Origin of the sequence: Pseudomonas sp. PDM02, from assembly GCF_014852285.1 — a bacterium.
Lineage (GTDB): Bacteria > Pseudomonadota > Gammaproteobacteria > Pseudomonadales > Pseudomonadaceae > Aquipseudomonas > Aquipseudomonas migulae.
Genome location: NZ_JACVBL010000007.1, coordinates 270,205 through 296,057, shown reverse-complemented (window position 1 = coordinate 296,057; position 25,853 = coordinate 270,205). Strand labels below are relative to the sequence as shown.

At 60.7% G+C, this 25,853-nt stretch carries 26 protein-coding genes; 14 read left to right on the top strand and 12 right to left on the bottom strand.

Translation table 11 applies throughout. From position 1 onward, the window contains the following. Positions 1–551: 551 nt before the first annotated feature. Positions 552–1,274, top strand: coding sequence for a response regulator (locus tag IB245_RS14825; protein ID WP_008041764.1), 723 nt, complete (start codon positions 552–554; stop codon positions 1,272–1,274). Further along, the gene (locus tag IB245_RS14820; RefSeq protein ID WP_008041763.1) at positions 1,271–2,881 is read left to right on the top strand and encodes an ATP-binding protein; all 1,611 of its coding nucleotides are present in this window, start codon (positions 1,271–1,273) and stop codon (positions 2,879–2,881) included. Before IB245_RS14825 ends, IB245_RS14820 begins: the two co-directional genes overlap by 4 nt. Before the next feature lie 114 nt (positions 2,882–2,995). Here the strand turns inward: IB245_RS14820 and IB245_RS14815 are convergent, their stop codons facing one another. Together IB245_RS14815 and IB245_RS14810 are read right to left on the bottom strand one after the other, a co-directional pair. Next, positions 2,996–3,721 (bottom strand): 4'-phosphopantetheinyl transferase family protein, encoded by a 726-nt coding sequence (locus tag IB245_RS14815; RefSeq protein ID WP_202949196.1) that lies wholly within the window; start codon positions 3,719–3,721, stop codon positions 2,996–2,998. A 152-nt stretch (positions 3,722–3,873) separates the two neighbouring features. Further along, positions 3,874–4,665, bottom strand: coding sequence for a dienelactone hydrolase family protein (locus tag IB245_RS14810; RefSeq protein WP_192227948.1), 792 nt, complete (start codon positions 4,663–4,665; stop codon positions 3,874–3,876). Positions 4,666–4,809: 144 nt separating this feature from the next. On the opposite strand from IB245_RS14810, the gene IB245_RS14805 reads away from it, so the two are divergent. Genes IB245_RS14805 through IB245_RS14795 form a run of 3 tightly spaced genes read left to right on the top strand, consistent with a single transcriptional unit; the run spans position 4,810 to position 7,184 of the window. After that, the gene (locus tag IB245_RS14805) at positions 4,810–5,115 is read left to right on the top strand and encodes a hypothetical protein (protein ID WP_008029361.1); all 306 of its coding nucleotides are present in this window, start codon (positions 4,810–4,812) and stop codon (positions 5,113–5,115) included. A gap of 48 nt (positions 5,116–5,163) precedes the next feature. After that, a complete protein-coding gene (locus IB245_RS14800) occupies positions 5,164–5,841 on the top strand; it encodes a response regulator (protein WP_008029360.1) in 678 nt (225 codons plus the stop codon). Continuing rightward, positions 5,838–7,184 (top strand): ATP-binding protein, encoded by a 1,347-nt coding sequence (locus IB245_RS14795; protein ID WP_192227947.1) that lies wholly within the window; start codon positions 5,838–5,840, stop codon positions 7,182–7,184. Before IB245_RS14800 ends, IB245_RS14795 begins: the two co-directional genes overlap by 4 nt. 119 nt (positions 7,185–7,303) lie before the next feature. On the opposite strand, the gene IB245_RS14790 is transcribed toward IB245_RS14795, so the two are convergent. Beyond that, a complete protein-coding gene (locus tag IB245_RS14790; RefSeq protein ID WP_192227946.1) occupies positions 7,304–8,302 on the bottom strand; it encodes an AraC family transcriptional regulator in 999 nt (332 codons plus the stop codon). A 338-nt stretch (positions 8,303–8,640) separates the two neighbouring features. Here IB245_RS14790 and IB245_RS14785 point away from each other — a divergent pair, with 338 nt between their 5' ends. Then, entirely contained in the window at positions 8,641–9,975 is a 1,335-nt protein-coding gene (locus IB245_RS14785; protein WP_008029353.1) for a dicarboxylate/amino acid:cation symporter, read from the top strand. Between the two features lie 145 nt (positions 9,976–10,120). Beyond that, positions 10,121–11,302: a CaiB/BaiF CoA transferase family protein gene (locus IB245_RS14780; protein WP_192227945.1), complete on the top strand. Its 1,182-nt coding sequence runs from the start codon at positions 10,121–10,123 to the stop codon at positions 11,300–11,302. Positions 11,303–11,414: 112 nt separating this feature from the next. Here IB245_RS14780 and IB245_RS14775 read toward each other — a convergent pair whose 3' ends face one another. Then, on the bottom strand, positions 11,415–11,909 hold the full coding sequence (locus tag IB245_RS14775; protein ID WP_008029350.1) for a SprT family zinc-dependent metalloprotease: 495 nt from the start codon (positions 11,907–11,909) through the stop codon (positions 11,415–11,417). 149 nt (positions 11,910–12,058) lie between these two features. Beyond that, positions 12,059–12,661, bottom strand: a complete 603-nt coding sequence (locus IB245_RS14770) for a Yip1 family protein (RefSeq protein ID WP_008029348.1) — start codon at positions 12,659–12,661, stop codon at positions 12,059–12,061. Between the two features lie 376 nt (positions 12,662–13,037). On the opposite strand from IB245_RS14770, the gene ttcA reads away from it, so the two are divergent. Beyond that, complete coding sequence (gene ttcA, locus IB245_RS14765; protein ID WP_008029346.1) at positions 13,038–13,862, top strand: tRNA 2-thiocytidine(32) synthetase TtcA; 825 nt, start codon at positions 13,038–13,040, stop codon at positions 13,860–13,862. A 123-nt stretch (positions 13,863–13,985) separates the two neighbouring features. Then, positions 13,986–14,660 carry a DNA-3-methyladenine glycosylase I gene (locus tag IB245_RS14760; protein WP_192227944.1) on the top strand — a complete coding sequence of 225 codons (675 nt, stop codon included), beginning with the start codon at positions 13,986–13,988 and terminating at the stop codon, positions 14,658–14,660. Between the two features lie 102 nt (positions 14,661–14,762). Here IB245_RS14760 and IB245_RS14755 read toward each other — a convergent pair whose 3' ends face one another. Genes IB245_RS14755 through arsC form a run of 3 tightly spaced genes read right to left on the bottom strand, consistent with a single transcriptional unit; the run spans position 14,763 to position 16,136 of the window. After that, positions 14,763–15,188, bottom strand: a complete 426-nt coding sequence (locus IB245_RS14755; protein WP_192227943.1) for a DUF2069 domain-containing protein — start codon at positions 15,186–15,188, stop codon at positions 14,763–14,765. Between the two features lies 1 nt (position 15,189). Beyond that, positions 15,190–15,786 (bottom strand): NAD(P)H:quinone oxidoreductase, encoded by a 597-nt coding sequence (wrbA, locus tag IB245_RS14750; RefSeq protein WP_008011647.1) that lies wholly within the window; start codon positions 15,784–15,786, stop codon positions 15,190–15,192. After that, positions 15,783–16,136 (bottom strand): arsenate reductase (glutaredoxin), encoded by a 354-nt coding sequence (arsC, locus tag IB245_RS14745; RefSeq protein WP_008029340.1) that lies wholly within the window; start codon positions 16,134–16,136, stop codon positions 15,783–15,785. The genes wrbA and arsC overlap by 4 nt, the downstream gene beginning before the upstream one ends. A gap of 114 nt (positions 16,137–16,250) precedes the next feature. Between arsC and IB245_RS14740 the strand changes: the two genes are divergently transcribed. Then, positions 16,251–16,718 (top strand): TlpA disulfide reductase family protein, encoded by a 468-nt coding sequence (locus IB245_RS14740; protein WP_192227942.1) that lies wholly within the window; start codon positions 16,251–16,253, stop codon positions 16,716–16,718. Positions 16,719–16,907: 189 nt separating this feature from the next. Here IB245_RS14740 and IB245_RS14735 read toward each other — a convergent pair whose 3' ends face one another. Together IB245_RS14735 and IB245_RS14730 are read right to left on the bottom strand one after the other, a co-directional pair. Then, the gene (locus IB245_RS14735; RefSeq protein WP_192227941.1) at positions 16,908–17,312 is read right to left on the bottom strand and encodes an META domain-containing protein; all 405 of its coding nucleotides are present in this window, start codon (positions 17,310–17,312) and stop codon (positions 16,908–16,910) included. Continuing rightward, positions 17,312–17,746, bottom strand: coding sequence for a hypothetical protein (locus tag IB245_RS14730; protein WP_008029332.1), 435 nt, complete (start codon positions 17,744–17,746; stop codon positions 17,312–17,314). The genes IB245_RS14735 and IB245_RS14730 overlap by 1 nt, the downstream gene beginning before the upstream one ends. Before the next feature lie 134 nt (positions 17,747–17,880). Between IB245_RS14730 and IB245_RS14725 the strand changes: the two genes are divergently transcribed. Then, positions 17,881–18,261 (top strand): hypothetical protein, encoded by a 381-nt coding sequence (locus IB245_RS14725; RefSeq protein WP_192227940.1) that lies wholly within the window; start codon positions 17,881–17,883, stop codon positions 18,259–18,261. A 5-nt stretch (positions 18,262–18,266) separates the two neighbouring features. On the opposite strand, the gene IB245_RS14720 is transcribed toward IB245_RS14725, so the two are convergent. Continuing rightward, complete coding sequence (locus IB245_RS14720; protein ID WP_192227939.1) at positions 18,267–19,256, bottom strand: 2-hydroxyacid dehydrogenase; 990 nt, start codon at positions 19,254–19,256, stop codon at positions 18,267–18,269. A 201-nt stretch (positions 19,257–19,457) separates the two neighbouring features. Continuing rightward, positions 19,458–22,211 carry a response regulator gene (locus IB245_RS14715; RefSeq protein ID WP_008029326.1) on the bottom strand — a complete coding sequence of 918 codons (2,754 nt, stop codon included), beginning with the start codon at positions 22,209–22,211 and terminating at the stop codon, positions 19,458–19,460. Between the two features lie 214 nt (positions 22,212–22,425). On the opposite strand from IB245_RS14715, the gene IB245_RS14710 reads away from it, so the two are divergent. The 3 genes from IB245_RS14710 (at position 22,426) to IB245_RS14700 (ending at position 25,748) form a co-directional block, all read left to right on the top strand. Further along, complete coding sequence (locus IB245_RS14710; protein ID WP_008041637.1) at positions 22,426–23,148, top strand: response regulator transcription factor; 723 nt, start codon at positions 22,426–22,428, stop codon at positions 23,146–23,148. Further along, positions 23,135–24,541, top strand: coding sequence for a sensor histidine kinase (locus IB245_RS14705; protein WP_192227938.1), 1,407 nt, complete (start codon positions 23,135–23,137; stop codon positions 24,539–24,541). The genes IB245_RS14710 and IB245_RS14705 overlap by 14 nt, the downstream gene beginning before the upstream one ends. A gap of 184 nt (positions 24,542–24,725) precedes the next feature. Continuing rightward, the gene (locus IB245_RS14700) at positions 24,726–25,748 is read left to right on the top strand and encodes a PDDEXK nuclease domain-containing protein (RefSeq protein ID WP_192227937.1); all 1,023 of its coding nucleotides are present in this window, start codon (positions 24,726–24,728) and stop codon (positions 25,746–25,748) included. Positions 25,749–25,853 lie beyond the last annotated feature (105 nt).

The following is a 25,853-nucleotide window of genomic DNA, read 5'->3' as shown; positions in this document are numbered from 1 at the left end:
CCTTTTGGGTGACAGTAATCGACTGCAACACCCGTACCGTTAACGCCGTTTCCGGCTCAAAAACAGTAGCCATCCGCACGCGCGGTTTGGTCTTTCGAAAATACGTTTGGTTCAACCGGAAAGAGGCAATAAAAGCGCTTGAAATCGGTGTCCGGTTTGTGTTTGGTTTTTGGCGTAAAACCCTACATGTAGGGTTTTTTTCGCGCCGGGGTACAAGATAATGCGTTTCGGAGGGTGTTGCAACGTACTACCTGTGGATAAACCTGTGCGTAAATTGTGTGTGAAAGGTGGAACGAGCGTGTAGGCCGCGACCTAGCTGGAGCGGACTGTTTTTCACTGATTTTCAGCGATTGAAAACAGTCATTCGGATTTTTAAGGGCGCGAACCCTATCACAAAAAACCGGGTTGTCCGAACGCATTTGCCGGCTTGTGTTCTTGGCGGGCGACGTTTATACAATCGGCCGATGGTTACGCATTCTTATCCTCCCCAATCATTACAAAAAGACGGGCGGATCCTTCCTTATTAGTGTTGTTGGCAAGCAGAGGTCACCGTGGAGCAAGAAGCCTGGCAGGTATTGATAGTGGAAGACGACCAGCGTCTGGCCGAACTGACCCGCGAATACCTGGAGGCCAATGGCCTGCGTGTGTCGATCGAAGGCAACGGCGCCCTGGCGGCCGCGCGCATCATCAAGGAAAAACCGGACCTGGTGATCCTCGACCTGATGCTGCCGGGCGAAGACGGCCTGAGTATTTGCCGCAAGGTCCGCGACAAGTACGACGGGCCGATCCTGATGCTCACCGCGCGTACCGACGACACCGATCAGATCCTCGGCCTCGACCTGGGCGCCGACGACTACGTCTGCAAACCGGTTCGCCCACGCCTGCTGCTGGCCCGCATCCAGGCCTTGTTGCGGCGCAGTGAAGCGCCTGAACCCGTCCCGGAAAAACAACGGCGCCTGCAATTCGGCCCGCTGGTGGTGGACAACGCCTTGCGTGAAGCCTGGCTGCATGACAACGGCATCGAGCTGACCAGCGCCGAGTTCGACCTGTTGTGGCTGTTGGTGGCCAATGCCGGGCGCATCCTCTCTCGTGAAGAGATTTTCACCGCACTGCGCGGCATCGGCTATGACGGCCAGGACCGCTCCATCGACGTGCGCATCTCGCGCATCCGGCCGAAGATCGGCGATGACCCGGATCATCCGCGCCTGATCAAAACCATCCGCAGCAAAGGCTACCTGTTCGTGCCGGAAGCCTGCGTAGATCCGTCGCTGTGAACTCGATCTTCCTGCGCATCTATGGCGGCATGTGCGCGGCGCTGATTCTGGTGGCGGTGCTCGGCGTGCTGGCCTTGCACATGCTCAACCAGGTGCGCAGCGAGCAGTACCGCGAGCGCCTGGCCCATGGCACGTTTTCGCTGATGGCCGACAACCTGCAACCGATGAACGAAACCCAGCGTCACCGCGCCTTGCTGGTGTGGGAACGCCTGCTCGGGATTCCGTTGGCGCTGAAGACCTTCGCCCAAACTGATCTCGACCTGACTCAGCGCACCCGCGTGCTGCGCGGTCAGGCACTGGTGGAGCAGACCGGTCCGCATGCGGCGAAGGTCTATCGACTGATCAGCGACAAGGAGCAGTTGGTGCTCACGGGGGAGGTGCAGCAGATCAGCGAGCAACTGGCCCGCGCGACTATTTACCTGCTCGCCGATGAGCTGGTGCGCGTGCCGGTGGCCGAGCAGCCCAAGCGACTGGCGCAGTTGAAAGAAGACAAGGGGTTTGGTTTCGACTTGCGGCTGGTCACGGTCGGCGAAGCGGACATGGACGAAGACCAGAGCCGTCGGGTGGCCGAAGGCGATACGGTAATGGCGCTGGGCAAGGGCGGCGATTCGATCCGGGTGTTTGCCGGCATGGTCGGCACGCCGTGGGTGCTGGAAATCGGTCCGTTGTATCAGATGAATCCTTACCCGCCGGAGTGGCTGGTGCTGATCGCGGCGCTGGGCTTGAGCCTGATCGGGTTGATCGTCTATCTCTTGGTGCGGCAACTGGAGCGCCGTTTGCGCGGGCTCGAAGCGGCCGCCACGCGCATTGCCAAAGGCAGCCTGGAAACCCGCGTGCCGGCGCGCGGCGCCGACTCGGTGGGGCGCCTGGCCTCGGCGTTCAACGGCATGGCCGAGCACTTGCAGCAGTTGCTGGCGATCCAGCGTGAGCTGGTACGCGCGGTGTCCCACGAATTGCGCACGCCGGTGGCGCGGCTGCGTTTCGGCCTGGAGATGATCGGTTCGGCCACCACGCCGCAGGCGCTTGAGAAGTACCGTGAGGGCATGGATCACGACATTGAAGACCTTGATCGGCTGGTGGACGAGATGCTCACTTACGCGCGGCTGGAACAGGGTTCGCCCGCGCTGAATTTCCAGCGGATCGACCTGGATGCGTTGGTCAATCAAGTGATTGAAGAGTTGGCGCCCTTGCGCGCCGACGTCACGGTGCAGCGCGGTTTGTGCCTCTCGGCCGCCGATTGCGACGATGCCTGGGTCGAGGCCGAACCCCGTTACCTGCACCGGGCGATCCAGAACCTGGTGAGCAACGCCATGCGCCATGCCTCATCGCGGGTGACCGTCAGCTATCAGGTCGGGCAACAGCGTTGTCGGGTGGACATCGAGGATGACGGGCCGGGTGTACCGGAATCCGCGTGGGAGAAAATATTTACGCCGTTTTTGCGTCTCGATGACAGCCGAACCCGTGCTTCGGGCGGGCATGGATTGGGGTTGTCGATCGTGCGGCGGATCATCCACTGGCATGACGGGCGAGCGTTGATCAGCAAGAGCAAGAGCCTGGGCGGGGCGTGTTTCAGTTTGAGTTGGCCGCGCAATCAGGAGAAGCGTTGAGATTTTTGTTGTCCCGGAAATCGCCTTCGCGGGCAAGCCTCGCTCCTACAGGATCGCATTCCCTGTAGGAGCGAGGCTTGCCCGCGAAGAGGCCCTGTCCGACACCAAAAATCTTCAGGCCTTGATACTGACCAGACTCAACAACTGCCCATCCTTCACCCCGAACTGCGCATCCAGCTCGGTGCCATGGCGCCATTCACTGGACAGGTCCGTCAACAATCGCAACCGCACCTCACCCGCTTCGGACCACTCCAGCACCTCGGCATGCTCGAAGTAGAAGCGCTGCTGAACAATCGGATACAGCGCCTTGAACAGACTCTCCTTCACCGAAAACGTCAGCGTCACCAGCAGCGCCAGTTGATCGCGATGGCCTGCCGCCATGCGTTGTAACTCCGGCGGGGTGAGAATTTCCCCGGCCAGGCGCTCGGCCCGTTCAGGGTTGAGCAGGTTTTCCAGGTCCATCCCCAAGCCGCGCCAGTGGGTTTTCTGCGCGACAATCGCCGCAGCGCGGCCGGTGCTGTGGGTGATCGAGCCGCAGATGTGCGCGGGCCAGACCGGCGCCCGGTCTTCGCCAATGGCCGGGGTAAAATTCAGCCCTTCCAGCCGCTGCAATGCGGCGCGAGCGCAAACCCGGCCGGCGAGAAACTCGGCCTGACGCTTGGCCACCGAACGCTGGATGGTCGCGGGCGGCTCGATGGCGCTGCGCTGAAAGTCATCGGCGGCCAGTTGCGAGGTGTTGAAGTGCGTGCTCAGCAGCACCGTATCGGGCAATACGAACGGCAGCGGCCAATGGGCATCGAGTGGGGTGCAGCAGGCGGGCAGGGCGGGGACGGGATTCATGTCGGGCATTTTGCCGGGTTGCCTTGATGCTGGGTAGCCCTGACGTCAGACCGCGTTATCGTTCTTCGCGGGCAAGCCTCGCTCCTACAGGGAACAACGCTAACCTGTAGGAGCGAGGCTTGCCCGCGAACGCCGCACCGCGGTTTACCTGCCTAGCTAAAAATCTTTTTGAAAAACGCCTGCATATCCGCCCAGGATTTCTCATCCGCCGCCTTGTTGTAACCAATATCCGGCCCGCCATGATCGCCATGGCTCAAGCGATCCGCATCCGGATTGCTGAACCCATGCTTGGCGCCCTCAAGGTTGACGAATTGATAATCGGCCCCGGCCTTGTCCATCTCCGCCTTGAACGCCGCAACGTTTTCCGACGTCACCATGCTGTCCAGCGCGCCATGCTCCACGAGGATTTTCGCCTTCACGCTGCCCGGTGTTGCAGGCGCTTTGGTCGCCAGCGCCCCGTGGAAACTCACCACGCCCGCCAGCGGCAAGCCCTGACGTGCCGCGTTCAGCACCACGCTGCCGCCAAAGCAGTAACCAATCGCGGCGATTTTATCCGGATTGGTTTGCGGCTGTTTCTTCAACAGATCCAGCCCGGCCTGAAACCGCGCACTGGCAGCGGCGCTGTCCTTGATCGCCGCTTGCATGAACGCCATGGCGTCCTTGGGGTGTTCGGTGTTTTTGCCGTCGCCATACATGTCGATGGCCAGGGCGCTGTAGCCCAGACCGGCGAGGTCACGGGCGCGGCGCTTGGCGTAGTCATTGAGCCCCCACCACTCGTGAACCACCACAACGCCAGGGCGGGGGCCTTTAACTGCGTCGTCGTAAGCGTAATACCCGATCAGCTTGGTGCCGTCGGGGCTTTGATAGGGGATTTCCTGGGTCTTGATGGCCGCCTGGCTGAGCCCGCTCACGGCCAGCAAGAACAGGGCAAGGAATATACGCATGGTCGGATCTCCTGGAAAAAAGTCGTCAACACAGCCTAGTCGATCTGGTTCAGCTCGGGTTCAGAGTGCGTTCAGGGGGAGTTCAGGGGCCGGTGCGTAATGTAGCGCCGTACCCAAAGCATCTGCGCATGAGGACATTTTCCTATGACTGGCTTTAAAAACCTGCTGCTGGCATTCACCGTTTTGAGCGCGAGCACCGCGGCGTTCGCTTCCGACGATAATGTCGCCAGCCTTGCTCTTGGGAAGACCGGCGAGCGACCCAAAAAGTCCCTCACCCTGCACAGCATCGGCACGAACGGCGTGGTCAGTCATGACAGTGCCTGGGGCGCGCAGTTGGGCCGCCCGAACCCACAGGCCGATTACTGCGCTGCTTACGCGAACGTGTCGGTCTTTCACAATGGCATTAAACTCCGTCAGGAGAACCTCATGGGCCGCTATGATCTGTCTTGAAATACGCCGTTGCACCTCTGGAGAGGTTGAATTGCCCGGGAGAGCGTTATGAAATTGCTGGTCGTCGAAGATGAAGCGCTGTTGCGCCATCACCTGCAAACCCGCCTGACGGACAGTGGCCACGTGGTCGAGTCCGTGGCCAACGCCGAGGAGGCGCTGTACCAGACCGAGCAATTCAACCATGACCTGGCGGTGATCGACCTCGGCCTGCCCGGTATGGGCGGGCTCGACCTGATCCGTCAGCTGCGTTCGCGGGGCAAGACCTTCCCGATCCTGATCCTCACCGCGCGCGGCAACTGGCAGGACAAAGTCGAAGGCCTCGCTGCCGGCGCCGACGATTACGTGGTCAAGCCGTTCCAGTTCGAAGAGCTGGATGCGCGCCTGAATGCCTTGCTGCGTCGCTCCAGCGGTTTCACTCAGTCGACCATCGTCGCCGGGCCGCTGCTGCTCGACCTCAATCGCAAGCAGGCGTCCCTCGATGAACAACCGCTGGCGCTGACTGCCTACGAGTACCGGATCCTCGAATACCTGATGCGCCATCACCAGCAAGTGGTGGCCAAGGACCGCTTGATGGAGCAGCTCTACCCGGATGACGACGAGCGCGACCCGAACGTGATCGAAGTGCTGGTCGGCCGCTTGCGCCGCAAACTCGAAGGCCCGGCCGGCTTCAAGCCGATCGACACCGTGCGGGGCCTCGGCTACCTGTTCAATGAGCGCTGCACTTGATTCGTTCGCTTCGTGTCCGTTTGATGCTCGCCGCCACGATCCTGGTGGTGTTGTTCATGCTGGCGTTGCTGCCGGCGATGCAGGGCGCGTTCAGCCTGGCGCTGCAGGATTCCATCGAGCAGCGCCTGGCGTCGGACGTCACCACGCTGATTTCCGCCGCCCGGGTCGAAGGCAACCACTTGCAGATGCCGGCGCAGTTGCCGGACGAGCGTTTCAACCTCACCGACAGCCGTTTGCTCGGCTACATCTATGACCGTGAAGGTCACCTGGTCTGGCGCTCGAAGGGTACTCAGGAAGAGGACATCAACTACAAACCGCGTTACGACGGGCGCGGTAACGAGTTTGCGAGGATCAGCGAAGCCAACGGCCAGGAATTCTTCGTCTATGACGTCGAAGTCAAACTGCTCGGCGGCAAAAGCGCGGCGTTCAGCATTGTCGCGCTGCAACCGGTGCGCGAGTACGAAGACACACTCGAAGGCCTGCGGGAAAATCTCTATCTGGGTTTCGGCGCCGCTTTGTTGGTGCTGCTGGCGTTGCTGTGGATCGGTCTGACCTGGGGCTTGCAGGCGTTGCGCCGACTCAGTCAGGAGCTCGACGAAATCGAAAGCGGCACCCGCGAAAGCCTCAGCGAACAGCACCCGCGTGAATTGCTGCGCCTGACCGGCTCGCTCAACCGCTTGCTGCACAGCGAGCGCGAACAGCGCAGCCGCTATCGCGATTCTCTCGGCGACCTGGCGCACAGCCTGAAAACCCCGTTGACCGTGCTGCAAGGCGTCAGCGAAGACATGGCGCAACGCCCGGCGGATCGCGATCAGGCCTGGGTGCTGCAAACCCAGATCGAGCGCATGAGCCAGCAGATCAGCTATCAGTTGCAGCGCGCCAGCCTGCGCAAAAGCGGCCTGGTGCGCCATCAGGTGCGGTTGCGTCCGGTGCTGCAAAGCCTCTGCGACACGCTGGACAAGGTCTACCGCGACAAACGCGTGCGGGTGGCCTTCGATCTGCCGGAGCAATGCTACGTGCCGATCGAGCAGGGCGCCTTGCTGGAAATGATGGGCAACCTGCTGGAAAACGCCTATCGCCTGTGCCTGGGCGAAGTGCGCATCAGCGTGCGCGAGACCTTGAGCGGGGTCGAATTGTGCGTCGAGGACGACGGGCCGGGTGTGCCGCCGGATCAGCGTGCGCGGATTCTGCAGCGCGGCGAACGGCTGGACCGTCAGCACCCGGGGCAGGGGATCGGGTTGGCGGTGGTCAAGGACATCATCGAGAGTTACAACGCGAAGCTGACCCTGGGCGATTCGCCGATGGGCGGCGCGGCGTTCCGGATTCATTTTCCGGTGGTTTGACCTGAGTTCTTCAGCGTTTTTACGGGCCCCTTCGCGGGCAAGCCTCGCTCCTACAGGAATGCGCTTTCCTGTAGGAGCGAGGCTTGCCCGCGAAGGGGCCGGTGAAGTCACCGCAACAATCAATTCTCCTGCGCGCGGTAGGCTCCGGGTGTAAGCCCGGTCCATTTCTTGAACGCCCGATGAAACGCCGAAGGCTCGGAAAACCCCAGCTGCTCGGCAATCTGTTGCAACGACAGGTCCGCGCGCCCTAAGTGATAAATCGCAATGTCCCGGCGCAACTGATCCTTCAACTCCTGAAAACTCGAACCCTCTTCGCGCAAATGCCGGCGTAGCGTCTGCGGGCTGATGTGCAGGTGCGCGGCCACCGCTTCCAGGTCCGGCCAGCGCGCACTGTCGCGGCTGAGCAAGCGGCGCAACTGGCTGCTCAGGCTGTCGCCGTCATCCGGGCGCGACAACAGGTCGGCGGGGGAGTGTTCGAGGAAATGCTTGAGGGTCCGCTCGTCCTGCAGCAACGGCATGTTCAGGTAGCGACTGTGGAACAGCAGGCTGCTCTGCGCCGCTGAAAACTCCATCGGGCAGGGGAACAGCAACTCGTATTCGGCGCCGTGCTCGGGCCTCGGGTAGCTGAACGTCGCTTGTTCCAGGCGGATGCGCTGGCCGATCAGCCAACTGCCAAGGCGATGCCAGACCATCAACTGGCTCTCGGTGAGGAAATGGTCCGGGTCCTGAAACTGCGAATCGTCCAGGCTCAGGCGGATCATTTCGTTTTCGCGGGTCAGGGTCAGGCGCGGGCCGCCGGGGAACAGGCTATAAAACAACAAGCCGCGATGCAGTGCCTTATCGAGATTGCGGCAGTGAATCACCGCATGGCACATCATCGCGAAACTGCCGATTTTACTCGGCACCGGCCCGAAGCCCAGGTACTCGTCGTCGAGTGCCAGCCACAATCCCTGGATCAAACGGGTGAACTGCTCAGGCGCAATGCGCGCACGCGGTTCTTCCAGCAGCTCGGGGCTGATGCCGAGTTGTTGCAGCAGGTTTGAACAGTCATGACCCAGCCGACGCGCGCCACCGAGGGCGGCGCGGGCGAAATGGCTGGCGATGGTACGTTCGCGCATAGAAGGCAGGTCCGTCTATTGAACGACGGATGGTAGTCGTCGGGTCAGGCAATGGACAAGGCGGATATCCGCCAAATTGCAGGACGAGGTTTGGCGGATGGGCGGAAATCCGCCACTGTTTTATAGCGCACCCAAGGCACGTTGAACCTGTAACCCCTGATGTCAAAAGGCTCGCAGCGGGTTTTGCAAAAGTGGCACGCCGCTTGCGATACAACGAGCAGATGCCTGCCGTCGTGCAGCTCGAAAAAACAAATCCCTCCAGTGCAGGAGGGTTCGCAATTCAGGTGTCGTGGGCAACAGATGGATGTTGTTAGCGCGCACTCTTGAGGAACTTTGCAATGACGACTCGTCAGCCACTGTACAAATCCCTGTATTTCCAGGTGATCGTTGCCATCGCCATCGGCATCCTGCTTGGTCACTTCTACCCGCAGACCGGTGTGGCCCTCAAGCCGCTGGGTGACGGGTTCATCAAACTGATCAAAATGGTCATCGCGCCAATCATCTTCTGTACGGTCGTCAGCGGTATCGCCGGCATGCAGAACATGAAATCGGTCGGCAAGACCGGCGGTTATGCGCTGCTGTACTTCGAAATCGTTTCCACTATTGCCTTGCTGATCGGTCTGGTCGTGGTCAACGTCGTGCAACCGGGCGCCGGCATGCACATCGACGTAACGACTCTGGACACCAGCAAAATTGCTGGCTTCATCTCGGCCGGTAAAGACCAGAGCATCGTCGCCTTTATCCTCAATGTGATCCCGAACACCATCGTCGGCGCTTTCGCCAACGGCGATATCCTGCAAGTTCTGATGTTCTCGGTGATCTTCGGTTTCGCCCTGCATCGCCTGGGTGCGTACGGCAAGCCGGTCCTGGACTTTATCGATCGCTTCGCTCACGTGATGTTCAACATCATCAACATGATCATGAAGCTCGCCCCAGTCGGTGCCTTCGGTGCCATGGCCTTCACCATTGGTGCTTACGGTGTTGGCTCGCTGGTACAGCTCGGTCAGCTGATGATCTGCTTCTACATCACCTGCATCCTGTTTGTGGTTCTGGTATTGGGCGCCATCTGCCGCGCGCATGGTTTCAGCGTACTCAAGCTGATCCGCTACATCCGTGAAGAACTGCTGATCGTACTGGGCACTTCCTCGTCGGAATCGGCTCTGCCACGCATGCTGATCAAAATGGAACGCCTGGGTGCGGATAAATCGGTAGTGGGTCTGGTGATCCCGACTGGTTACTCCTTCAACCTCGACGGTACTTCGATCTACCTGACCATGGCGGCTGTGTTTATCGCTCAGGCGACTGATACGCCGATGGACCTCACTCACCAGATCACCTTGCTGCTGGTGCTGCTGTTGTCCTCCAAAGGTGCGGCAGGTGTGACCGGTAGTGGTTTCATCGTGCTGGCAGCCACCCTGTCGGCCGTGGGTACTCTGCCAGTAGCCGGCCTGGCGCTGATCCTCGGTATCGACCGCTTCATGTCCGAAGCCCGTGCGCTGACCAACCTCGTTGGTAATGCCGTTGCGACCCTGGTCGTGGCCAAGTGGGTGAAAGAGCTGGACGAAGACAAGCTGCAAGTCGAGCTGGCTTCCGGCGGTCGCGGTATCTCCGATGAACGTGAAGTAGACGACCTGGGTGTGGCCGAAGGCCCAACCCCAAGCAACGTCAAGTAACACGCGTTGTCATGAAAAAACCCGCTTCGGCGGGTTTTTTCATGCCTGGAATTTGAGCGTAACGGTCACAGTTGCTGACACATCAGGTGATTGCTGCAACGCGATTGGCTGCCTAGGCTGGAGGCATCGAATACGGAGATCGCTCATGCCCGGCCCATTGGCATCACTCAAGGTTCTGGATTTCTCGACACTGTTGCCGGGGCCGTTCGCCTCGCTGTTATTGGCTGACATGGGCGCCGAGGTCTTGCGCATCGAATCGCCGACCCGCATGGACCTGTTGCGCGTGCTGCCGCCCCATGACCAAGGCGTGTCGGCCAGCCACGCGTACCTCAATCGCAACAAGCGCAGCCTGGCGCTGGACCTCAAGCAGCCCGAGGCGCTGGCGGTGATCAAGCAGCTGTTGCATGACTACGACATCGTCCTGGAGCAATTCCGCCCCGGTGTCATGGAACGATTGGGCCTGGGGTATGAAGCGTTGAAAGCCATCAACCCAAAGCTGATCTATGTGTCGATCACTGGATACGGGCAAACCGGCCCCTACAAGGATCGCGCCGGCCACGACATCAATTACCTGGCGTTGGCGGGGCTGGCGAGCTACACCGGCCGCGCCGACAACGGCCCGCTGCCCTTGGGCGTGCAAGTGGCGGATGTCGCCGGCGGTTCGTTGCACGGCGTCATCGGCCTGCTGGCGGCGGTGATCGCCCGGCAACAAAGCGGGTTGGGGCAGCATCTGGATGTGAGCATGACCGACTGCGCATTCAGCCTGAACGCCATGGCCGGGGCCGGGTACCTGGCCTGCGGCGAGGAGCCGGGCCGGGAAGACCAGATGCTCAACGGCGGCAGCTTCTACGACTATTACCGTTCGCGGGATGGGCGCTGGTTATCGGTGGGCAGCCTGGAGCCGCCGTTCATGAAGCAACTGTGCACGGCGCTGGGGCTGGAGGAATTGGCGGCGTTGGGCCTGTCACCTCAGCCTGCCCAGCAAAAGAAGCTAAAGGACGCGCTGCAGACTGAATTCGAGAAACACGACTTTGCCGAATTGTGCGCACTGTTTGCCGAGCTCGATGCGTGCGTCGAGCCGGTGCTGACCTTGGGTGAGGCGATTCGGCATCCGCAGTTGCAGGCGCGGGAATTGGTGACCGATGTGCCGCGAGGGGATGGCACGAGCCAGGCGCAGATGGCGTGTCCGTTGAAGTTCTCGGATGGCTTGCCCGAGCCTCGGCATATCGGTGCGGCGCTGGGTGAACATACGGATCAGGTGTTGGGGGAGTTGGGGTTTGGTGCTGAGCGGATTGCCGAATTGCGGCGTGCCAAGGTGATTCTCTAGCGTCTGACGCGGCCTCTTCGCGGGCAAGCCTCGCTCCTACAGGTGATTTCGATGCTTCTGTAGGAGCGAGGCTTGCCCGCGAAGGGGCCCGCCAAAACACCACAAATCCAGCTTACTCGACCCGCATCTCCCCACTGAACACCAACGTGCTCCGACACCGCCGACACAAATACCGCCGCCCCTGCCGCACCAGGCTATGGCGCTGCGCCGAAAACGGGAAATCACTGTCGGCGCACGGGCATTTGTAGATATAGCGCGTCACGCTGCGGCGCTTGACGTCGTAGGTATGGCAGCGATTGGGCGGCAGTTCGTACACGCCACGCATGATCAGTTGCCACTCTTCGCCGTGGGGCTGGATGCGATCGCCAAACAGCTGATGAGCGATCAGGTGGGCGACTTCATGGGCCACGGTCTGCTTGAGGAAGTCTTCCGTGTTTTCGCGGTACAGCTGCGGATTGAAGCGCAGCAGGTTCTCGTGCAGATGCGCGACACCGGCTTTTTGCCCGCGCAGCTTGAGGCTCACCACGGGGCGTTTGAAGGTTCGTTTGAAAAAGGATTCGGCTTGTTGGTAACAGTCTTCGACGCGGGTATTGAGTTGCTCGGGCATGCTTGATGGATCTCCAGAGACGTCGAGTATGCCGCAACGCTCGGGCCTTGCGAATCGCCAGGGCGCCGAATGGTCGTTACCCTCCACATTGAAAGGCCGCCTTGCGGCGGCCTGTATTGGCAGATCTTGATTTTGGGTGGCGGGCGTAACTAGTTCGTGTAGACCGGCCCCACGCCGAGTCCCCAGACAATGACAGTGAACGCCATGATCGCCACCAGTACGACTAAACCGACGGCGAGCACCGAACTTGAAAACAGAAATCCCTCGTCAGATGGAATGTTCATGAAAGTTGGAAGCCCCACATACAGCAGGTACACCGTGTAGCAGATGGCCGCCGTCCCGACGATCATCCCTAGCCACATGTGTGGGTACAGTGCCGCGAGGCCGCCTATGAACAGCGGGGTCGCGGTGTAGGTCGCAAACGCAACGCAACGTGCCAGACTCGGGTTGGCGTCATAGGTGCGGGCCATCCAGTGGATGAACGCGCCCATTACGGCAACGCCGCCGAGCATCGCCACGTACGACATGATCGTCATCCATAGCGCGCTTTCCTGCGTCAGCATCACCGGTGCCCGGCTGCCAATTACCCAGCCGACCTGCGTGGTGCCGATAAACGCCGACACGGCGGGGATCGCCGCCAGAATCAGCGTGTGGGTCAGGTACATGTGGCTGATGCTTTCCTCTTGGTCGCCACGGATTTCTTTCCATTCCTGGTCGGGGTGGGTGAAGAGCCCCACTACGTGATGGATCATGCCAGTCACTCCTCTTGTTTTTACCGTCGCCCCCCAGTGGAGCGCCTACAGGCCAAAGTGGCCAAGTAAGTAAAGGTCTGGATATGTGTGCGACCTTATGACGCAGTATAGAAAGGTCTTAACCCCGCAGGTTGTAGGGCGTTAGAGCAAATCGCGCTGTAAATCCCCCTGTTAATCGCCACTGGCACTGTCAACGTTATCCCTGTGGGAGCGAGACCGGCTTGCCGGCGATGGCGGTGTATCAGGCATGACTGTTTGGACTGACACACCGCCATCGCGAGCAGGCTCGCTCCTACAGGAGATAGGGGGCTCTTCGCCACCGAGGGGTTTTTGCGTAAAATGCCGGCCTTTCGTCACACCTCACGGATCTCGCGTCATGGGCACTCTCACGGTCAACCAGAACAAACTGCAAAAGCGCCTTCGCCGTCAGGCCGGTGAGGCTGTCGCCGATTTCAACATGATTGAAGACGGCGACAAGGTCATGGTCTGCCTGTCCGGCGGCAAGGACAGCTACACCATGCTCGATGTGCTGATGCATTTGCAGAAGGTCGCGCCGATCAAGTTCGAGATCGTGGCCGTGAACATGGACCAGAAACAGCCGGGTTTCCCTGAGGACGTGCTGCCGGCGTACCTCAAAACCCTGGGTATCGAATACCACATCGTCGAGAAAGACACGTATTCGGTGGTCAAGGAGCTGATTCCGGAAGGCAAGACCACCTGCTCGCTGTGCTCGCGCCTGCGTCGCGGCACGCTCTACACCTTTGCCGACGAAATCGGCGCGACCAAAATGGCCCTCGGTCACCACCGCGACGACATCGTCGAAACGTTCTTTCTCAATATGTTCTTCAACGGCTCGCTCAAGGCCATGCCGCCGAAGCTGCGCGCCGACGACGGCCGCAACGTGGTGATCCGCCCGTTGGCCTACTGCAACGAAAAAGACATTCAGGCCTACTCGGACCTCAAGCAATTCCCGATCATCCCGTGCAACCTCTGCGGCTCCCAGGAAAACCTGCAGCGTCAGGTGGTCAAGGAAATGCTGCAGGAGTGGGAGCGCAAGACGCCGGGCCGCACCGAAAGCATTTTCCGCAGCTTGCAGAACGTGATCCCGTCGCAATTGGCGGACCGCAACCTGTTCGACTTCACCAACCTGCGGATCGACGAAACCGCCATGTCGCGGTTCGTTAACGTAGTAAACCTCTAAACACCATCACTGTGGGAGCCAGCCTGCTGGCGATAGCGGTAAGTCAGACGTTGACTGACCCACCGCTATCGCCAGCAGGCTGGCTCCCACATTGGTCTACTCACTGACTCCTCAGGAGAGGGCATGCGCGATTACAAGTGGCTGCACGAATACTGTCTGAACCGCTTCGGTTTCGCAGCCGAACTGGAAGCCCATCTGCCCGTTCCGAAGACTGCGGCGCAATTGCGCGATATCAGCGACGATCGCTACCTCTCGACCATGGCGCTGCGTGTGTTCCGCGCCGGGCTCAAGCACAGCCTGGTGGACGCCAAGTGGCCTGCCTTCGAAGAAGTGTTCTTCAAGTTCGACCCGGAAAAAGTCGTGCTGATGAGCGCCGAACACCTTGAACGCCTGATGCAGGACGCGCGGATCATCCGCCACCTGGGCAAACTCAAGAGCGTGCCACGCAATGCGCAGTTCGTGCTGGACGTGGCCCATGAGAAAGGCAGCTTTGGCGAGTTGATCGCCGATTGGCCGGTGACCGATATCGTCGGCTTGTGGACCTACCTGAAAAAGCACGGTCATCAATTGGGTGGCTTGTCGGCACCGAGATTTTTGCGCATGGTCGGCAAGGACACCTTCGTGCCGAGTTATGACGTGGTGGCGGCGCTGAATGCGCAGAAAATCGTCGATAAAGTGCCAACCAGCCTGCGGGACCTGGCCACGGTGCAGGGCGTGTTCAACCAGTGGCATGAAGAAAGCGGCGGTCGGCCGATGAGCCAGATCTCGATGATGCTGGCGTACACCGCCAATCATTGACACCGAGTCGCCCGGCCAATCGCCAGCAGGCTGGCTCCCACATTGGATCTGTGGCGTACACAAATCCCCTGTGGGAGCTAGCCTGCTAGCGATTGCAATCTGTCAGGCGACGGAGATTTCGCCTTCACCCGCCAGTTTGCGATTCAACTGAAACCGCCACCGCACATACAACAGCGCCGAGCAGAACACCGCCAGGCTCGCGCCCATCTCCAGCAAACCGAACAGCTGCCGGTTCGGGTCATACGCCGCCAGTGCGCCCTTGATGAAATACAGGTTCACCACAAAACACATCCACGAATGCCCGCGCGCGCTGCCGACGATCATCCCCGGCACCAGCAACAGCAGCGGCACCAGTTCGATCAGCAGAATCACCCACGGCCGCGCGCCATGCAGGTCGGCGACCACCAGGTAATAAGCGCAGAGCAATCCCACCAGACCGAAGTAGCACAGCAGACTGATGACGCGCATCGCCCGAACCCGCGGTTCGAGCCATTCAATGGAAGGCAGGATCTTCGGCTTTTTCGCCATTTCAGCTCACCAACTTTTGTGCGGTCTTTGCCAGGCGCAGACCCAAGGCCCGGCACAGCGCCACTTCATGTTCATTCAAGCCGCTTTTGCCATCGGCGCCGGCGTGATGACTGGCGCCATAAGGCGTGCCGCCGCCACGGGTTTCCAGCAACGCGGATTCGCTGTAAGGCAGGCCGGTGATCAGCATGCCGTGGTGCAGCAGCGGCAACATCATCGACAGCAGCGTGGTTTCCTGACCGCCGTGCAGGCTCGCGGTGGAGGTGAACACCCCGGCCGGTTTGCCGACAAGGGCGCCGGTCAGCCACAAGTTGCTGGTGCCGTCGAGGAAGTATTTGAGCGGTGCGGCCATGTTGCCGAAACGCGTCGGGCTGCCGAGGGCCAGGCCTGCGCAGTTCTTCAGGTCGTCGAGGCTGGCGTACAGCGCGCCTTCGTCCGGAATGTCCGGCGACACCGCTTCGCACTCGGTGGAAATCGCCGGCACGGTGCGCAGGCGCGCTTCCATCCCGGACTGCTCGACACCGCGGGCGATCTGCCGCGCCATTTCATTGGTCGAGCCGCTACGGCTGTAATACAGAACCAGAATGTACGGCGCGCTCACGGCAGCAACTCCAGCACGTTCTCCGGCGGACGGCCGATGACGGCTTTGTCGCCGACTTCGAGAATCGGTCGCTCCATCAGTTTCGGGTGCGCAGCGATGGCGGCGATCAATTGCGCCTCGCTCAGGCTCGCGTCGGCGAGGTTGAGGGTCTTGTACTCGTCCTCACCGGTGCGCAGCAATTGCCGGGCGCCGAGGCCGAGCTTTTTCAGCAGGCTCTGCAATTGCGCGGCGTCCAGCGGGGTCTCGAGGTAGCGCACCACGGTCGGCGTCAGGCCACGGGCTTCGAGCAGTTCGAGCGCACCGCGGGATTTCGAGCAGCGCGGGTTGTGATAAAGCGTCAGATCGGTCATGTGCGGGTCGCATCTTGCGTAAGGTGACGGCTATTCTAACTGTGCAGCGCGTAATCCAGAACCTTGGGAGGCGATGGGTCGCAGGCGCATTCAATTTTGAACAAGGATCACGACATGACAAGGCGATTGGCAGCGGCATTGGCGATCATCGGTGCGCTGATGTTGGGGGGCTGCGGCAATGACTATGGCATCGATCAGAACGGCCAAAAAGTCGCCGCCGAACGTCTGGACAAACAATGGCTGGTGCTTAATTACTGGGCCGAATGGTGCGGCCCGTGCCGAACCGAGATCCCGGAATTGAACGGGCTGGCCGAGCAGTTGAAGGACAAGAAGATCGGTGTGTTCGGGGTCAACTTCGACAACGTGCAGGGCGAAGAGCTGAAAAGCGCCAGCGAGAAACTGGGGATCAGGTTCACCGTATTGGCTTCGGATCCGGCAGAGTTGTTTGAACTGCCGCGCAGCGAGGCGTTGCCGGTGACGTACATCATCGATAACAAGGGCAAGGTGCGGGAACAGTTGATGGGTGAGCAGACAGCGGCGGGGCTGATGGCGAAGCTTGAGGCGTTAAAAGCAACGAACTGATTCACACGGACCTGTAGGAGCCGGCTTGCTGCGGGCGGCGTTCCGACGATGACGGTGAATCAGTCAGCATTTATGTCGCCTGACACACCGCTATCGTCGGAACGCCGCCCGCAGCAAGCCGGCTCCTACAGGGGAAATCGTATCAGGCGACATCAATGGTGATTGGCCCGCCGTTGTCGCCGGCAAGGCTTAGCCTTCTTCAAGCCACCAACGCAGCGGCTTGCCTTCGGCCGGCCAGAAGCGCATCTGGTCGATCGGCGAAACATCCCAGCGCTGCACGTTTTCCAGGGCCTGGAGGAAGCGCTTTTCCTGTTCCATCAACGCCGGCGCGCACAGTTTGCGCGTGCTGCCGACCTTGCCGAAACTCAGCTTGTCGTCTTCGAGCGTATACGGTGCGAACCAGTGGTTGCAGCCGCCGTTGCCATAGGCCCGGCCATCTTCGCCGAGGGTGACGGTCAGGTGGCTGTAATCCATCAGCGGGCGTTCGCCGATCCATTCCAGAATGTAGCTGCGGTTCTGCTGCAATTTTACCGGCTCGGCGGCACAGCCCAGCAGGCTGGCGCCGACCATTGCGGTCAGAGCAAGGCGTTTCATCACGCAGGCTCCTGGCATTTCGGGCACAGGTGCTTCTCACCGACGGCGGTCCAGCCCAACTCGGCGATCCGCGCGGTGGCGGCAGGCTTTTCAGCCTTGTTACCCAGTTTGGCGTCGACCGCGAACTCGAAGCTCAGCTCTTTGGCGCAGCTGTCGCAGTTGACTTTCCAGGTGTGGATCGCCAGTTCACCGAACACCGGACCACTGGCCACCGCGACCCATTGACCAGGCGGGTTGATCAAATGGCGAACCGTTTCGACGGTCAGGCGCATGGACAAGTCCTTGGCGCCTTTGAGGGTCACGACCAGCACGTCATTGTTGCGAATCGAGCCGCCGTTGCCGGTGACTTGATAACGCCCCGGCACGAGGGCGCGGCATTCGGTGAGGGTGTGTTGCGGGTTCATCAGGTTATAGCGGAAATCGTGTTCGACCATGGGTCCTCCAAATATGCGCGGTATGCTAGCACGGGCCTGCACGCAGCATTGCGCAAGCAGATGACCTTCGATCAGGTTCAAATGACCTGCCGACTCATGGCAAACTGCCGCTTTTGCATTTCTAAGGAACGGACATGGCGTTAATCGAATGTTTTGAGTGCAAGCAACGCATCAGTTCAACGGCGCCTGCTTGTGTTCATTGCGGTGCGCCGACACGAGAGGCGCAAGCGGCAACGTCGAAGGCGCCACTGTCTTTCGGACGTTTACCGCAAGACGAGAGCGTGGCCAAGGTTTCGCCGGCCGCGTTCGGGCGTAAACGCAAAGCCGGCGTCGAGGCTGCGGTTCCTGCTCCGACGCTCAACGGTTCGCGTCCGGTGGAGCTGTGGCTGAAACTGATGATTTTCTTTCTGCCACCGTTTTTTGTCTGGTTCCTGCTGCGTCCCGGGCATTCAACAGGCCAACGCTTGCTCGGTTTTGGCTGGCTGGCCTTGATGATCCTGTTGTCCAAGATCTGATCCGCTCAGCCCTCGACCTGATTTTGCGGCGTGCCTGCCGCCCAGGCTGCAATGTTCTGCAACGTCGTCGCGGCAATTGCACCCAGGGCTTCACGGGTCAGGAAGGCCTGATGCGCGGTGACGATCACGTTCGGGAAGGTCAGCAGGCGCGCCAGCACATCGTCCTGCAGCGGCAGGTCGGAACGGTCCTCGAAGAACAGCTGCGCCTCTTCTTCATACACATCCAGCCCCAGATAACCGAGTTGGCCGTCTTTCAGCGCGTCGATCAGCGCCGGTGTGTCCACCAGACCGCCGCGACCGGTATTGATCAACATGGCGCCTGCTTGCATGTGCGCCAGTGACTCGCGGTTGATCAGGTGTTTGCTCTGCTCGTTGAGCGGGCAGTGCAGGCTGATGATCTGCGACTCGGCCAACAGCTCGGGCAAATTCAAATAACGTGCGCCGAGGGCTTCGACCTGTGGATTGGGGTAAGGATCATAGGCCAGTAGCCGGCAGCCGAAACCGTTCATGATTTTCGCGAAGGTCGCGCCGATTTGCCCGGTGCCGACCACGCCGACCGTTTTGCCCACCAGGTCGAACCCCGTCAGCCCGTGGAGGCTGAAATCCCCTTCGCGGGTGCGGTTGTAGGCACGGTGCAAACGACGGTTGAGCGCCAGGATCAGCGCCACCGCGTGTTCGGCCACCGCGTGGGGCGAGTAGGCCGGAACCCGCACAATCGACAACCCCAGGCGCTTCGCCACCGCCAGGTCGACATGGTTGTAGCCGGCCGAACGCAGGGCAATCAGGCGTGTGCCGCCCGCCGCAAGGCGTTCGAGCACTGGGGCGCTGAGGTCGTCATTGATAAAGGCGCAGACCACTTCGTGATGTTCCGCCAGCGCTGCCGTGTCGAGGCTGAGTCGCGCCGATTGAAAGTGCAGCTCGATGCCGGCAGGGAGGTCGGCGCCGAGAAAACTGTCGCGGTCGTAGGTCTGGCTGCTGAAAAGAATGGTGCGCATGGCGTCCTCCTGGAAAAAACACGCTGTATGCCTGTCGCCGAAAACTTCAGGCCTGCCGGATACCCTGTAAGAGCATGGCTTGCCAGCGAAGGCGCCCTCCAGAATGAAGAAGGGTTTGAGGGCCCCTTCGCTGGCAAGCCATGCTCCTACAAGGGATTGCGGTGAGCTTACGCCCGTGGCAATCAAACGGATTGCGTTGCATCAAGCATTGATACGGGCATGCGCCGCGAGGCGATTGATGGCCCGGTCGAGGTCTTCCAATGCGCCCGGAGCCTTCGGGTCCTGTTGCTTGAGCAGGGTTTCGCTGCGCTGGCAGGCAGCGCGCAGCTGCGGCACGCCGCAATAACGGGTGGCGCCGTGCAGGCGGTGCACGCGTTCGATCAACGCGTTGTGATCGTTGGTTTCCCGGGCGAAGCGGATGGCTTCGCGGTCGGCTTCCAGCGATGCCAGCAACATCGCCAGCATGTCCGCCGCCAGATCCGCCTTGCCCGCCGCCAGCCGCAACCCTTCTTCGTGATCCAGCACTTGCAGCTCGTGGCTGCCGCCGTGACTGTCACTGGAACGCTCGGGCCCCTGATTGCGCAATGCCAGGCCGGTCCACTTCAACACCACCTGAGCCAATTGCCGCTCGCTGATCGGTTTGGTCAGGTAATCATCCATGCCACTTTGCAGCAGCGCGCGTTTTTCGTTGGCCATCGCGTGAGCGGTGAGGGCCACGATCGGCAGCGGCGTGCAATGCCGTTCGCTTTCCCACTGGCGAATGGTTTCGGTGCTCTGACGCCCGTCCATGCCAGGCATCTGCACGTCCATCAACACCAGGTCGAAGGTCTCGGTCTGCACCGCTTTGACGGCGGCATAGCCGCTTTCCACTGCAAGCACCTTGGCGCCAAGGTCTTCGAGCAGGGTTTGCACCAGCAACAGATTGGCCGGGTTGTCGTCGACGCAGAGCACCTTCGGCGCGCGGCTGGACACCGGCTCACCGGGATCGCTACGTTGCTGGCGCGGATTGACCAGATCGGACAAGGCCCGGCGCAACTTGCGCGTGCAGGCCGGTTTGGCCTGGAGCTGGCTGTGCGGGTTCGGCACCGAGAGGTGGAACAGCGTCTGTTCGGTGGTCGGGCACAGCACCAGCACTTTGCAGCCGAGGTGCTCGAGGTCCCAGATATGCTGGTTGAGGCGCTCCGGCGGCATGTCATTGCTGGTGATGCCAAGCACGGCGAGGTCGATCGCCAGATCGGTCTGGTGCGCGCCGGTCACGCCATTGGTCAGGCTTTCCAGGGTATTGAACGGGGTGACTTCCAGGCCACAGTCTTCCAGTTGATGCTGCAACGCCTGACGGGCCAGTTCGTGGTTCTCCAGCACGGCGACGCGGCGTCCGAGCAACGGCGGAGCGGGCAGGTCTTCGGCGTCGTCGCGGGTTTTCGGCAGGCTCAGGCTGATCCAGAATTCCGAGCCTTCGCCCGGCGTGCTGTCGACGCCGATCTCGCCGCCCATCTGTTCGATCAGGCGCTTGGAAATCACCAGCCCCAGGCCGGTGCCGCCGGGTTGCCGGGACAGCGAGTTGTCGGCCTGGCTGAAGGCCTGGAACAGGGCGCGTACGTCCTCGTTCGACAGGCCGATGCCGGTGTCCTGAATGCTGATGCGCAGTTGCACGCTGTCTTCATGCTCGTCTTCGAGCATGGCGCGGGCAACGATGGTGCCTTCGCGGGTGAACTTGATCGCGTTGCTTACGAGGTTGGTGAGGATCTGCTTCAGGCGCAGCGGATCGCCGACCAGCGACAGCGGCGTGTCGCGATAGACCAGGCTCACCAGTTCCAGTTGTTTGGCGTGGGCGGCCGGGGCGAGGATGGTCAGGGTGTCCTGGAGCAAATCGCGCAGGTTGAACGGAATGTGGTCAAGCACCAGTTTGCCGGCCTCGATTTTCGAGAAGTCGAGGATCTCGTTGATGATCCCCAGCAGGCTGTCGGCGGATTTTTCGATGGTGCCCAGGTAGTCGAGCTGACGTGGGGTCAGTTCGCTTTTTTGCAGTAAGTGGGTGAAACCGAGAATGCCATTGAGCGGCGTGCGGATTTCATGGCTCATGTTGGCGAGGAATTCGGATTTGATCCGGCTCGCTTCCAGGGCCTCCTTGCGCGCCAGGTCCAGCTCGATGTTCTGGATTTCGATGGTTTCCAGGTTCTGGCGCACGTCTTCGGTGGCCTGATCGATGCTGTGCTGCAATTCTTCCTGGGCGTTCTGCAGGGTGCCGGCCATGCGGTTGATGCCGGACGCCAGTTCATCGAGCTCCTGACTGCCGAGCGGCGGCAGGCGGGTTTCCAGGTGACCGTCCTTGAGCTGCGCCACCGCTTGCTTGATCTGGCTCAGCGGCCGATTGATCGTACGGCCCATGCGCAATGCCAGCAGCGCCGCACCGGCGAGGCCCGCGCCGATCAACAGCAGGCTGGCGAACAGGCTGCGATAACCGCGCAGCAACATGCCGTTGTGGGACAGTTCGAGTTCGACCCAACCCAGCAAGCGGTCAGATTCCTCGGGTATCAGGTCACCGGCCAGGTTGCGGTGCTTGCCGAACACCGGCAGCAGGTAACGCGTCGCATCGTTGCCGCTGCGGCGCAGCATTTGCGAGCCATTGCCCAGCGGCGCCGGATTGAGCATGGTCGGGCCAGCATGCGCCAGCGACGAGCGGTCCGGGGCGAGGAGCGTCACCGCGCGCACATCGGGCGTTTCCAGCGCTTGGGTGGCGATGCGTTCCAGCAGTTCGGTGTCCTTGTGGCTCATGGCCGGCGCGACAAGGGGCGCGAGCTGTTCGGCGATCATTTCGCCACGCTGCATGAGTTGGGTTTGCAGGTCGGATTGCTGCATCCAGGTGAAATAGCCGCCCAGCACCAAGGCCATCAGGCTGGTTGGCAGCAAGGTCAGCAACAGCACGCGGCCTTTTATTCCCAGTTTCTTGAGCACGCCTCTCTCCTGCATCCAGCCATTTAAGAACCTGCGCGTACATCCGGTACACGCCACTTGCGCAGTGTAGCGATTTGCTTGCGGGCAATCCTCGTAAAATTGATGACGTCATTCGTCGGGCAGTCCAGCGCTTTTGCGTGGCTGGCAAACCTTGGGTTGCCCCCGGCGAGGCAATCTTGAATAATCATCAACTGAGAATTATTTGCAGATACTCATGACTCCCATCTCTGTTGGCCATCCCCGAATCCTCTCCATCGAAGACGACCTGGTGCTCGGTGCTTATGTGCACGAGCAACTGGGTCGTAGCGGTTTCCAGGTGACCTGGTGCCAAAACGGCCAGGAAGGCCTGGCGATTGCCCGTGAGCAAGCCTTCGATGTGGTGCTGATGGACATTCTGCTGCCGGGCATGAACGGATTGAACGTGCTGACCCAATTGCGCCAGAGCCATTCCACACCGGTGGTGCTGATGTCGGCACTGGGCGCCGAAGCCGATCGCATCAGCGGTTTCCGCCTCGGCGCCGATGATTATTTGCCCAAGCCCTTCAGCATGGCCGAGTTGCGCGTGCGCATCGAAGCGATCCTGCGGCGCGTCGCACTGGATCGTCGCCCGGCCGTGGCGCCGGTTGCCTTGGTGGCGGACAGCCTGCGTTTCGACGATGAATGCTTCGAGGTGTTCTATGGCGAACACGCCGCCGGCCTGACCCGCAGCGAGTACCGGTTGCTGGACACCCTCCATCGCAACGGCGATGAGGTGCTGAGCAAAGCCTTCCTTTATCAGCACGTGTTGCAACGGGGTTACGCGGCTCACGACCGCAGCCTCGACATGCACATCAGCCAGATCCGTCGCAAGCTCAAGGCCATCGGCTACACCGAGCGGGAAGTGCGCACGGTGTGGGGCAAGGGCTATGTCCTGAGTGCTGACCATGAAGTGGTCTGACCTGCCGGGCAGGCATTCGCTGTTCTGGAAACTCGCCTGTCTGCTGGTGGCGTTCTGTCTGCTGATGATCTGGCTGAGCTGGTCCTGGGGCCGCTACATGGAACAGCGCAACCAGTTCCTGTCGGACGAAGCCCGAGGCACTCTGACGCGCTTTGCTGCCGAAGCCGAACAGGCATGGGAGCAGGGGCAGAGCGCAGGTGTCGATGCCTGGCTGCAGGATATGCGACAGCGTGAAAAGGGCTGGGTGGGTGTGATTGGCGGCGATTTGCAGTCGTTGAGCAGCCAATCGCTGACGGACCAGGAAATCCAGCGCCTGACTTTTCTGCGTGGCCTGGACTGGCCCATTCACAAAAAACGCCTGCCGTGGCTGCGCGTACCGTTTCCCGGCGACTCATCCGTCGGCAGCCTGGTGATCGAACTGCCCCAGCGGTTCAAGCCGGGGCGCTACCGGGTGTTCTGGCGCGTCATCACCAATGGCGTGATTCCCGGACTGTTCACCTTGCTGTTGTGCGTCGGGCTGTATCGATTGCTGGTCGTGCCCCTCAATCAACTGCGCGAGCAGGCCAATGCGTGGCGCGCCGACCAGTTGGGCGTGCGCCTGTCGAGCCGCACGACCAATCGCTGCGATGAACTGGGTGAGCTGGGCCGCGCGTTCGATCACATGTCCGAGCGCCTGCAAAGCACGGTGGCCCTGCAACAACAACTGCTGCGCGACCTGTCCCACGAATTGCGCACACCCTTGAGCCGTTTGCGCGTGGCGAGCGAGGGTGAGCAAAGTCTGGTGCAACTGCGCGAACGCATTGGCCGCGAAGTCGATGGCATGCAACGGTTGGTCGAAGACACGCTGCAACTGGCCTGGCTCGACACCGAGCGCACGCCCTTGCCCGACGAGGCGATCCAGATTCAGGCACTGTGGGAAATGCTCACGGACAACGCCTGCTATGAAAGTTGCTGCCCCGCCGACCAATTGCAGTGCGCGGTGGATTCATCCTGCTGGGTGCGCGGCAATCTCAACACCTTGGCCCAGGCCCTGGAAAACATCTTGCGCAATGCCATTCGCCATTCACCGAAGGGCGGCATCGTGCGTCTGGATGGACGGCGTGAAGGCGGTTACTGGCATCTGTGGCTGGAGGATGAAGGGGGCGGGGTGGCTGAAGAGGATCTTGAGCGGATCTTCTCGCCGTTCACTCGACTCGATGGTTCGCGGCCGGGGAATGGCGGGTTCGGGTTGGGGCTGAGCATTGCAAGGAATGCGGTACAGCGCCAGGGCGGACGGCTTTGGGCTGAGAACACTGGGGCAGGGTTGCGGCTGAACATGCGGTTGGTGGCTGATGACGCCATCGCGAGCAGGCTCGCTCCCACAGTGGATGTGTGCCGACCGCAAATGGTGTGATCCCCCCCTGATTCCCTGTGGGAGCGAGCCTGCTCGCGAAGAGGCCCTCCCATCCACCACCGCTCTGATTTTGCCGGAGCGTTCCCGAGATTGTGTACGACATTTCCCAAAGGGTATCACCGGTCATTTCAAGCATCTTTGACGGTTTAAGCTCACGCTTTAACTCATGTTCAAGGAATCAGACATGACTGCAATCCACGTTCCCGGCAACACAACCGACGACCGTTTCAATGAAGTGCTTGCACTGATTCACGGTGCCAGGCAACAGGCGATACAGACGGTGAATACCCAGCTGATCGAGTTGTACTGGCAGGTTGGTGGTTATATCAGTCGCAAGCTGGAACTGGCTGAATGGGGTGATGCCGTGATCAGTCAGTTGGCTGAGCATCTGGCCCGGACGCAACCCGGGTTGCGTGGTTTTACCCGGCCAAATCTGTTCCGTATGCGCCAGTTCTACGAGACTTATCGGGGCAACGCAATTGTCTCACCACTGGTGAGACAATTACCCTGGACCCATAACATGATCGTCCTAAGCCAAAGCAAACACCCGGAAGAGCGCGAGTTTTATCTGCGTATGGCCGTTCAGGAAAAGTGGTCGAAGCGCGAGCTGGAACGCCAGTTAAAGGCTGCACTGTTCGAACGCAGTATCACCCAACCGGCAAAAGCCTCCGCCGCGCTGAAACAAACTCACCCCTCGGCACTTGAGATATTCCGCGACGCTTACATGATCGAGTTTCTCGACCTGCCCGGCACCCACGCCGAAACCGATCTGCATCAGGGTTTACTGGCACGCCTCAAGGAGTTTCTGATCGAGCTTGGCCGCGATTTCTGCTTTGTCGGTTCCGAATACCCGCTGCAAGTTGGCGGCCGGGATTTCGCCCTGGACCTGTTGTTCTTCCACCGTGGGCTCAACTGTCTGGTGGCCATTGAACTAAAGGTCGGTCGTTTCGAACCGGAGTACCTGGGCAAGCTGAATTTCTATCTGGAAGCGCTGGATCGTGGTGAGCGCAAGCCCCACGAAAACCCTGCCATTGGGGTATTGCTTTGTGCCAGCAAGGAAGGTGAAGTGGTCGAGTACGCCCTTAATCGCAGTCTGTCGCCAGCGCTGATTGCCGAGTACCAGGTTCAGCTACCGGACAAACAATTGCTTCAGGCCAAGCTGCATGAGTTCTATGCCTTGAATGCTGCGCAGGCGAAAGAAGGCTGAATCAGTCCCTTATTCCCATAAGCCATAAGCACCGCACTTTGCGTGATATGGCCTTCCAACGTTTGCCGGTATGATAGGCGCCCCCGCAGTCTGGATTGCGAATAC

Excerpts from the sequence above, each read along its gene's own strand:
- IB245_RS14815 (WP_202949196.1), bottom strand. The coding sequence starts at position 3,721 with ATGAATCCCGTCCCCGCCCTGCCCGCCTGCTGCACCCCACTCGATGCC.
- IB245_RS14810 (WP_192227948.1), bottom strand. The coding sequence starts at position 4,665 with ATGCGTATATTCCTTGCCCTGTTCTTGCTGGCCGTGAGCGGGCTCAGC.
- IB245_RS14805 (WP_008029361.1), top strand. The coding sequence starts at position 4,810 with ATGACTGGCTTTAAAAACCTGCTGCTGGCATTCACCGTTTTGAGCGCG.
- IB245_RS14800 (WP_008029360.1), top strand. The coding sequence starts at position 5,164 with ATGAAATTGCTGGTCGTCGAAGATGAAGCGCTGTTGCGCCATCACCTG.
- IB245_RS14790 (WP_192227946.1), bottom strand. The coding sequence starts at position 8,302 with ATGCGCGAACGTACCATCGCCAGCCATTTCGCCCGCGCCGCCCTCGGT.
- IB245_RS14785 (WP_008029353.1), top strand. The coding sequence starts at position 8,641 with ATGACGACTCGTCAGCCACTGTACAAATCCCTGTATTTCCAGGTGATC.
- IB245_RS14780 (WP_192227945.1), top strand. The coding sequence starts at position 10,121 with ATGCCCGGCCCATTGGCATCACTCAAGGTTCTGGATTTCTCGACACTG.
- IB245_RS14775 (WP_008029350.1), bottom strand. The coding sequence starts at position 11,909 with ATGCCCGAGCAACTCAATACCCGCGTCGAAGACTGTTACCAACAAGCC.
- IB245_RS14770 (WP_008029348.1), bottom strand. The coding sequence starts at position 12,661 with ATGATCCATCACGTAGTGGGGCTCTTCACCCACCCCGACCAGGAATGG.
- ttcA (WP_008029346.1), top strand. The coding sequence starts at position 13,038 with ATGGGCACTCTCACGGTCAACCAGAACAAACTGCAAAAGCGCCTTCGC.
- IB245_RS14760 (WP_192227944.1), top strand. The coding sequence starts at position 13,986 with ATGCGCGATTACAAGTGGCTGCACGAATACTGTCTGAACCGCTTCGGT.
- IB245_RS14755 (WP_192227943.1), bottom strand. The coding sequence starts at position 15,188 with ATGGCGAAAAAGCCGAAGATCCTGCCTTCCATTGAATGGCTCGAACCG.
- arsC (WP_008029340.1), bottom strand. The coding sequence starts at position 16,136 with ATGACCGATCTGACGCTTTATCACAACCCGCGCTGCTCGAAATCCCGC.
- IB245_RS14740 (WP_192227942.1), top strand. The coding sequence starts at position 16,251 with ATGACAAGGCGATTGGCAGCGGCATTGGCGATCATCGGTGCGCTGATG.
- IB245_RS14735 (WP_192227941.1), bottom strand. The coding sequence starts at position 17,312 with ATGAAACGCCTTGCTCTGACCGCAATGGTCGGCGCCAGCCTGCTGGGC.
- IB245_RS14730 (WP_008029332.1), bottom strand. The coding sequence starts at position 17,746 with ATGGTCGAACACGATTTCCGCTATAACCTGATGAACCCGCAACACACC.
- IB245_RS14725 (WP_192227940.1), top strand. The coding sequence starts at position 17,881 with ATGGCGTTAATCGAATGTTTTGAGTGCAAGCAACGCATCAGTTCAACG.
- IB245_RS14720 (WP_192227939.1), bottom strand. The coding sequence starts at position 19,256 with ATGCGCACCATTCTTTTCAGCAGCCAGACCTACGACCGCGACAGTTTT.
- IB245_RS14710 (WP_008041637.1), top strand. The coding sequence starts at position 22,426 with ATGACTCCCATCTCTGTTGGCCATCCCCGAATCCTCTCCATCGAAGAC.
- IB245_RS14705 (WP_192227938.1), top strand. The coding sequence starts at position 23,135 with ATGAAGTGGTCTGACCTGCCGGGCAGGCATTCGCTGTTCTGGAAACTC.
- IB245_RS14700 (WP_192227937.1), top strand. The coding sequence starts at position 24,726 with ATGACTGCAATCCACGTTCCCGGCAACACAACCGACGACCGTTTCAAT.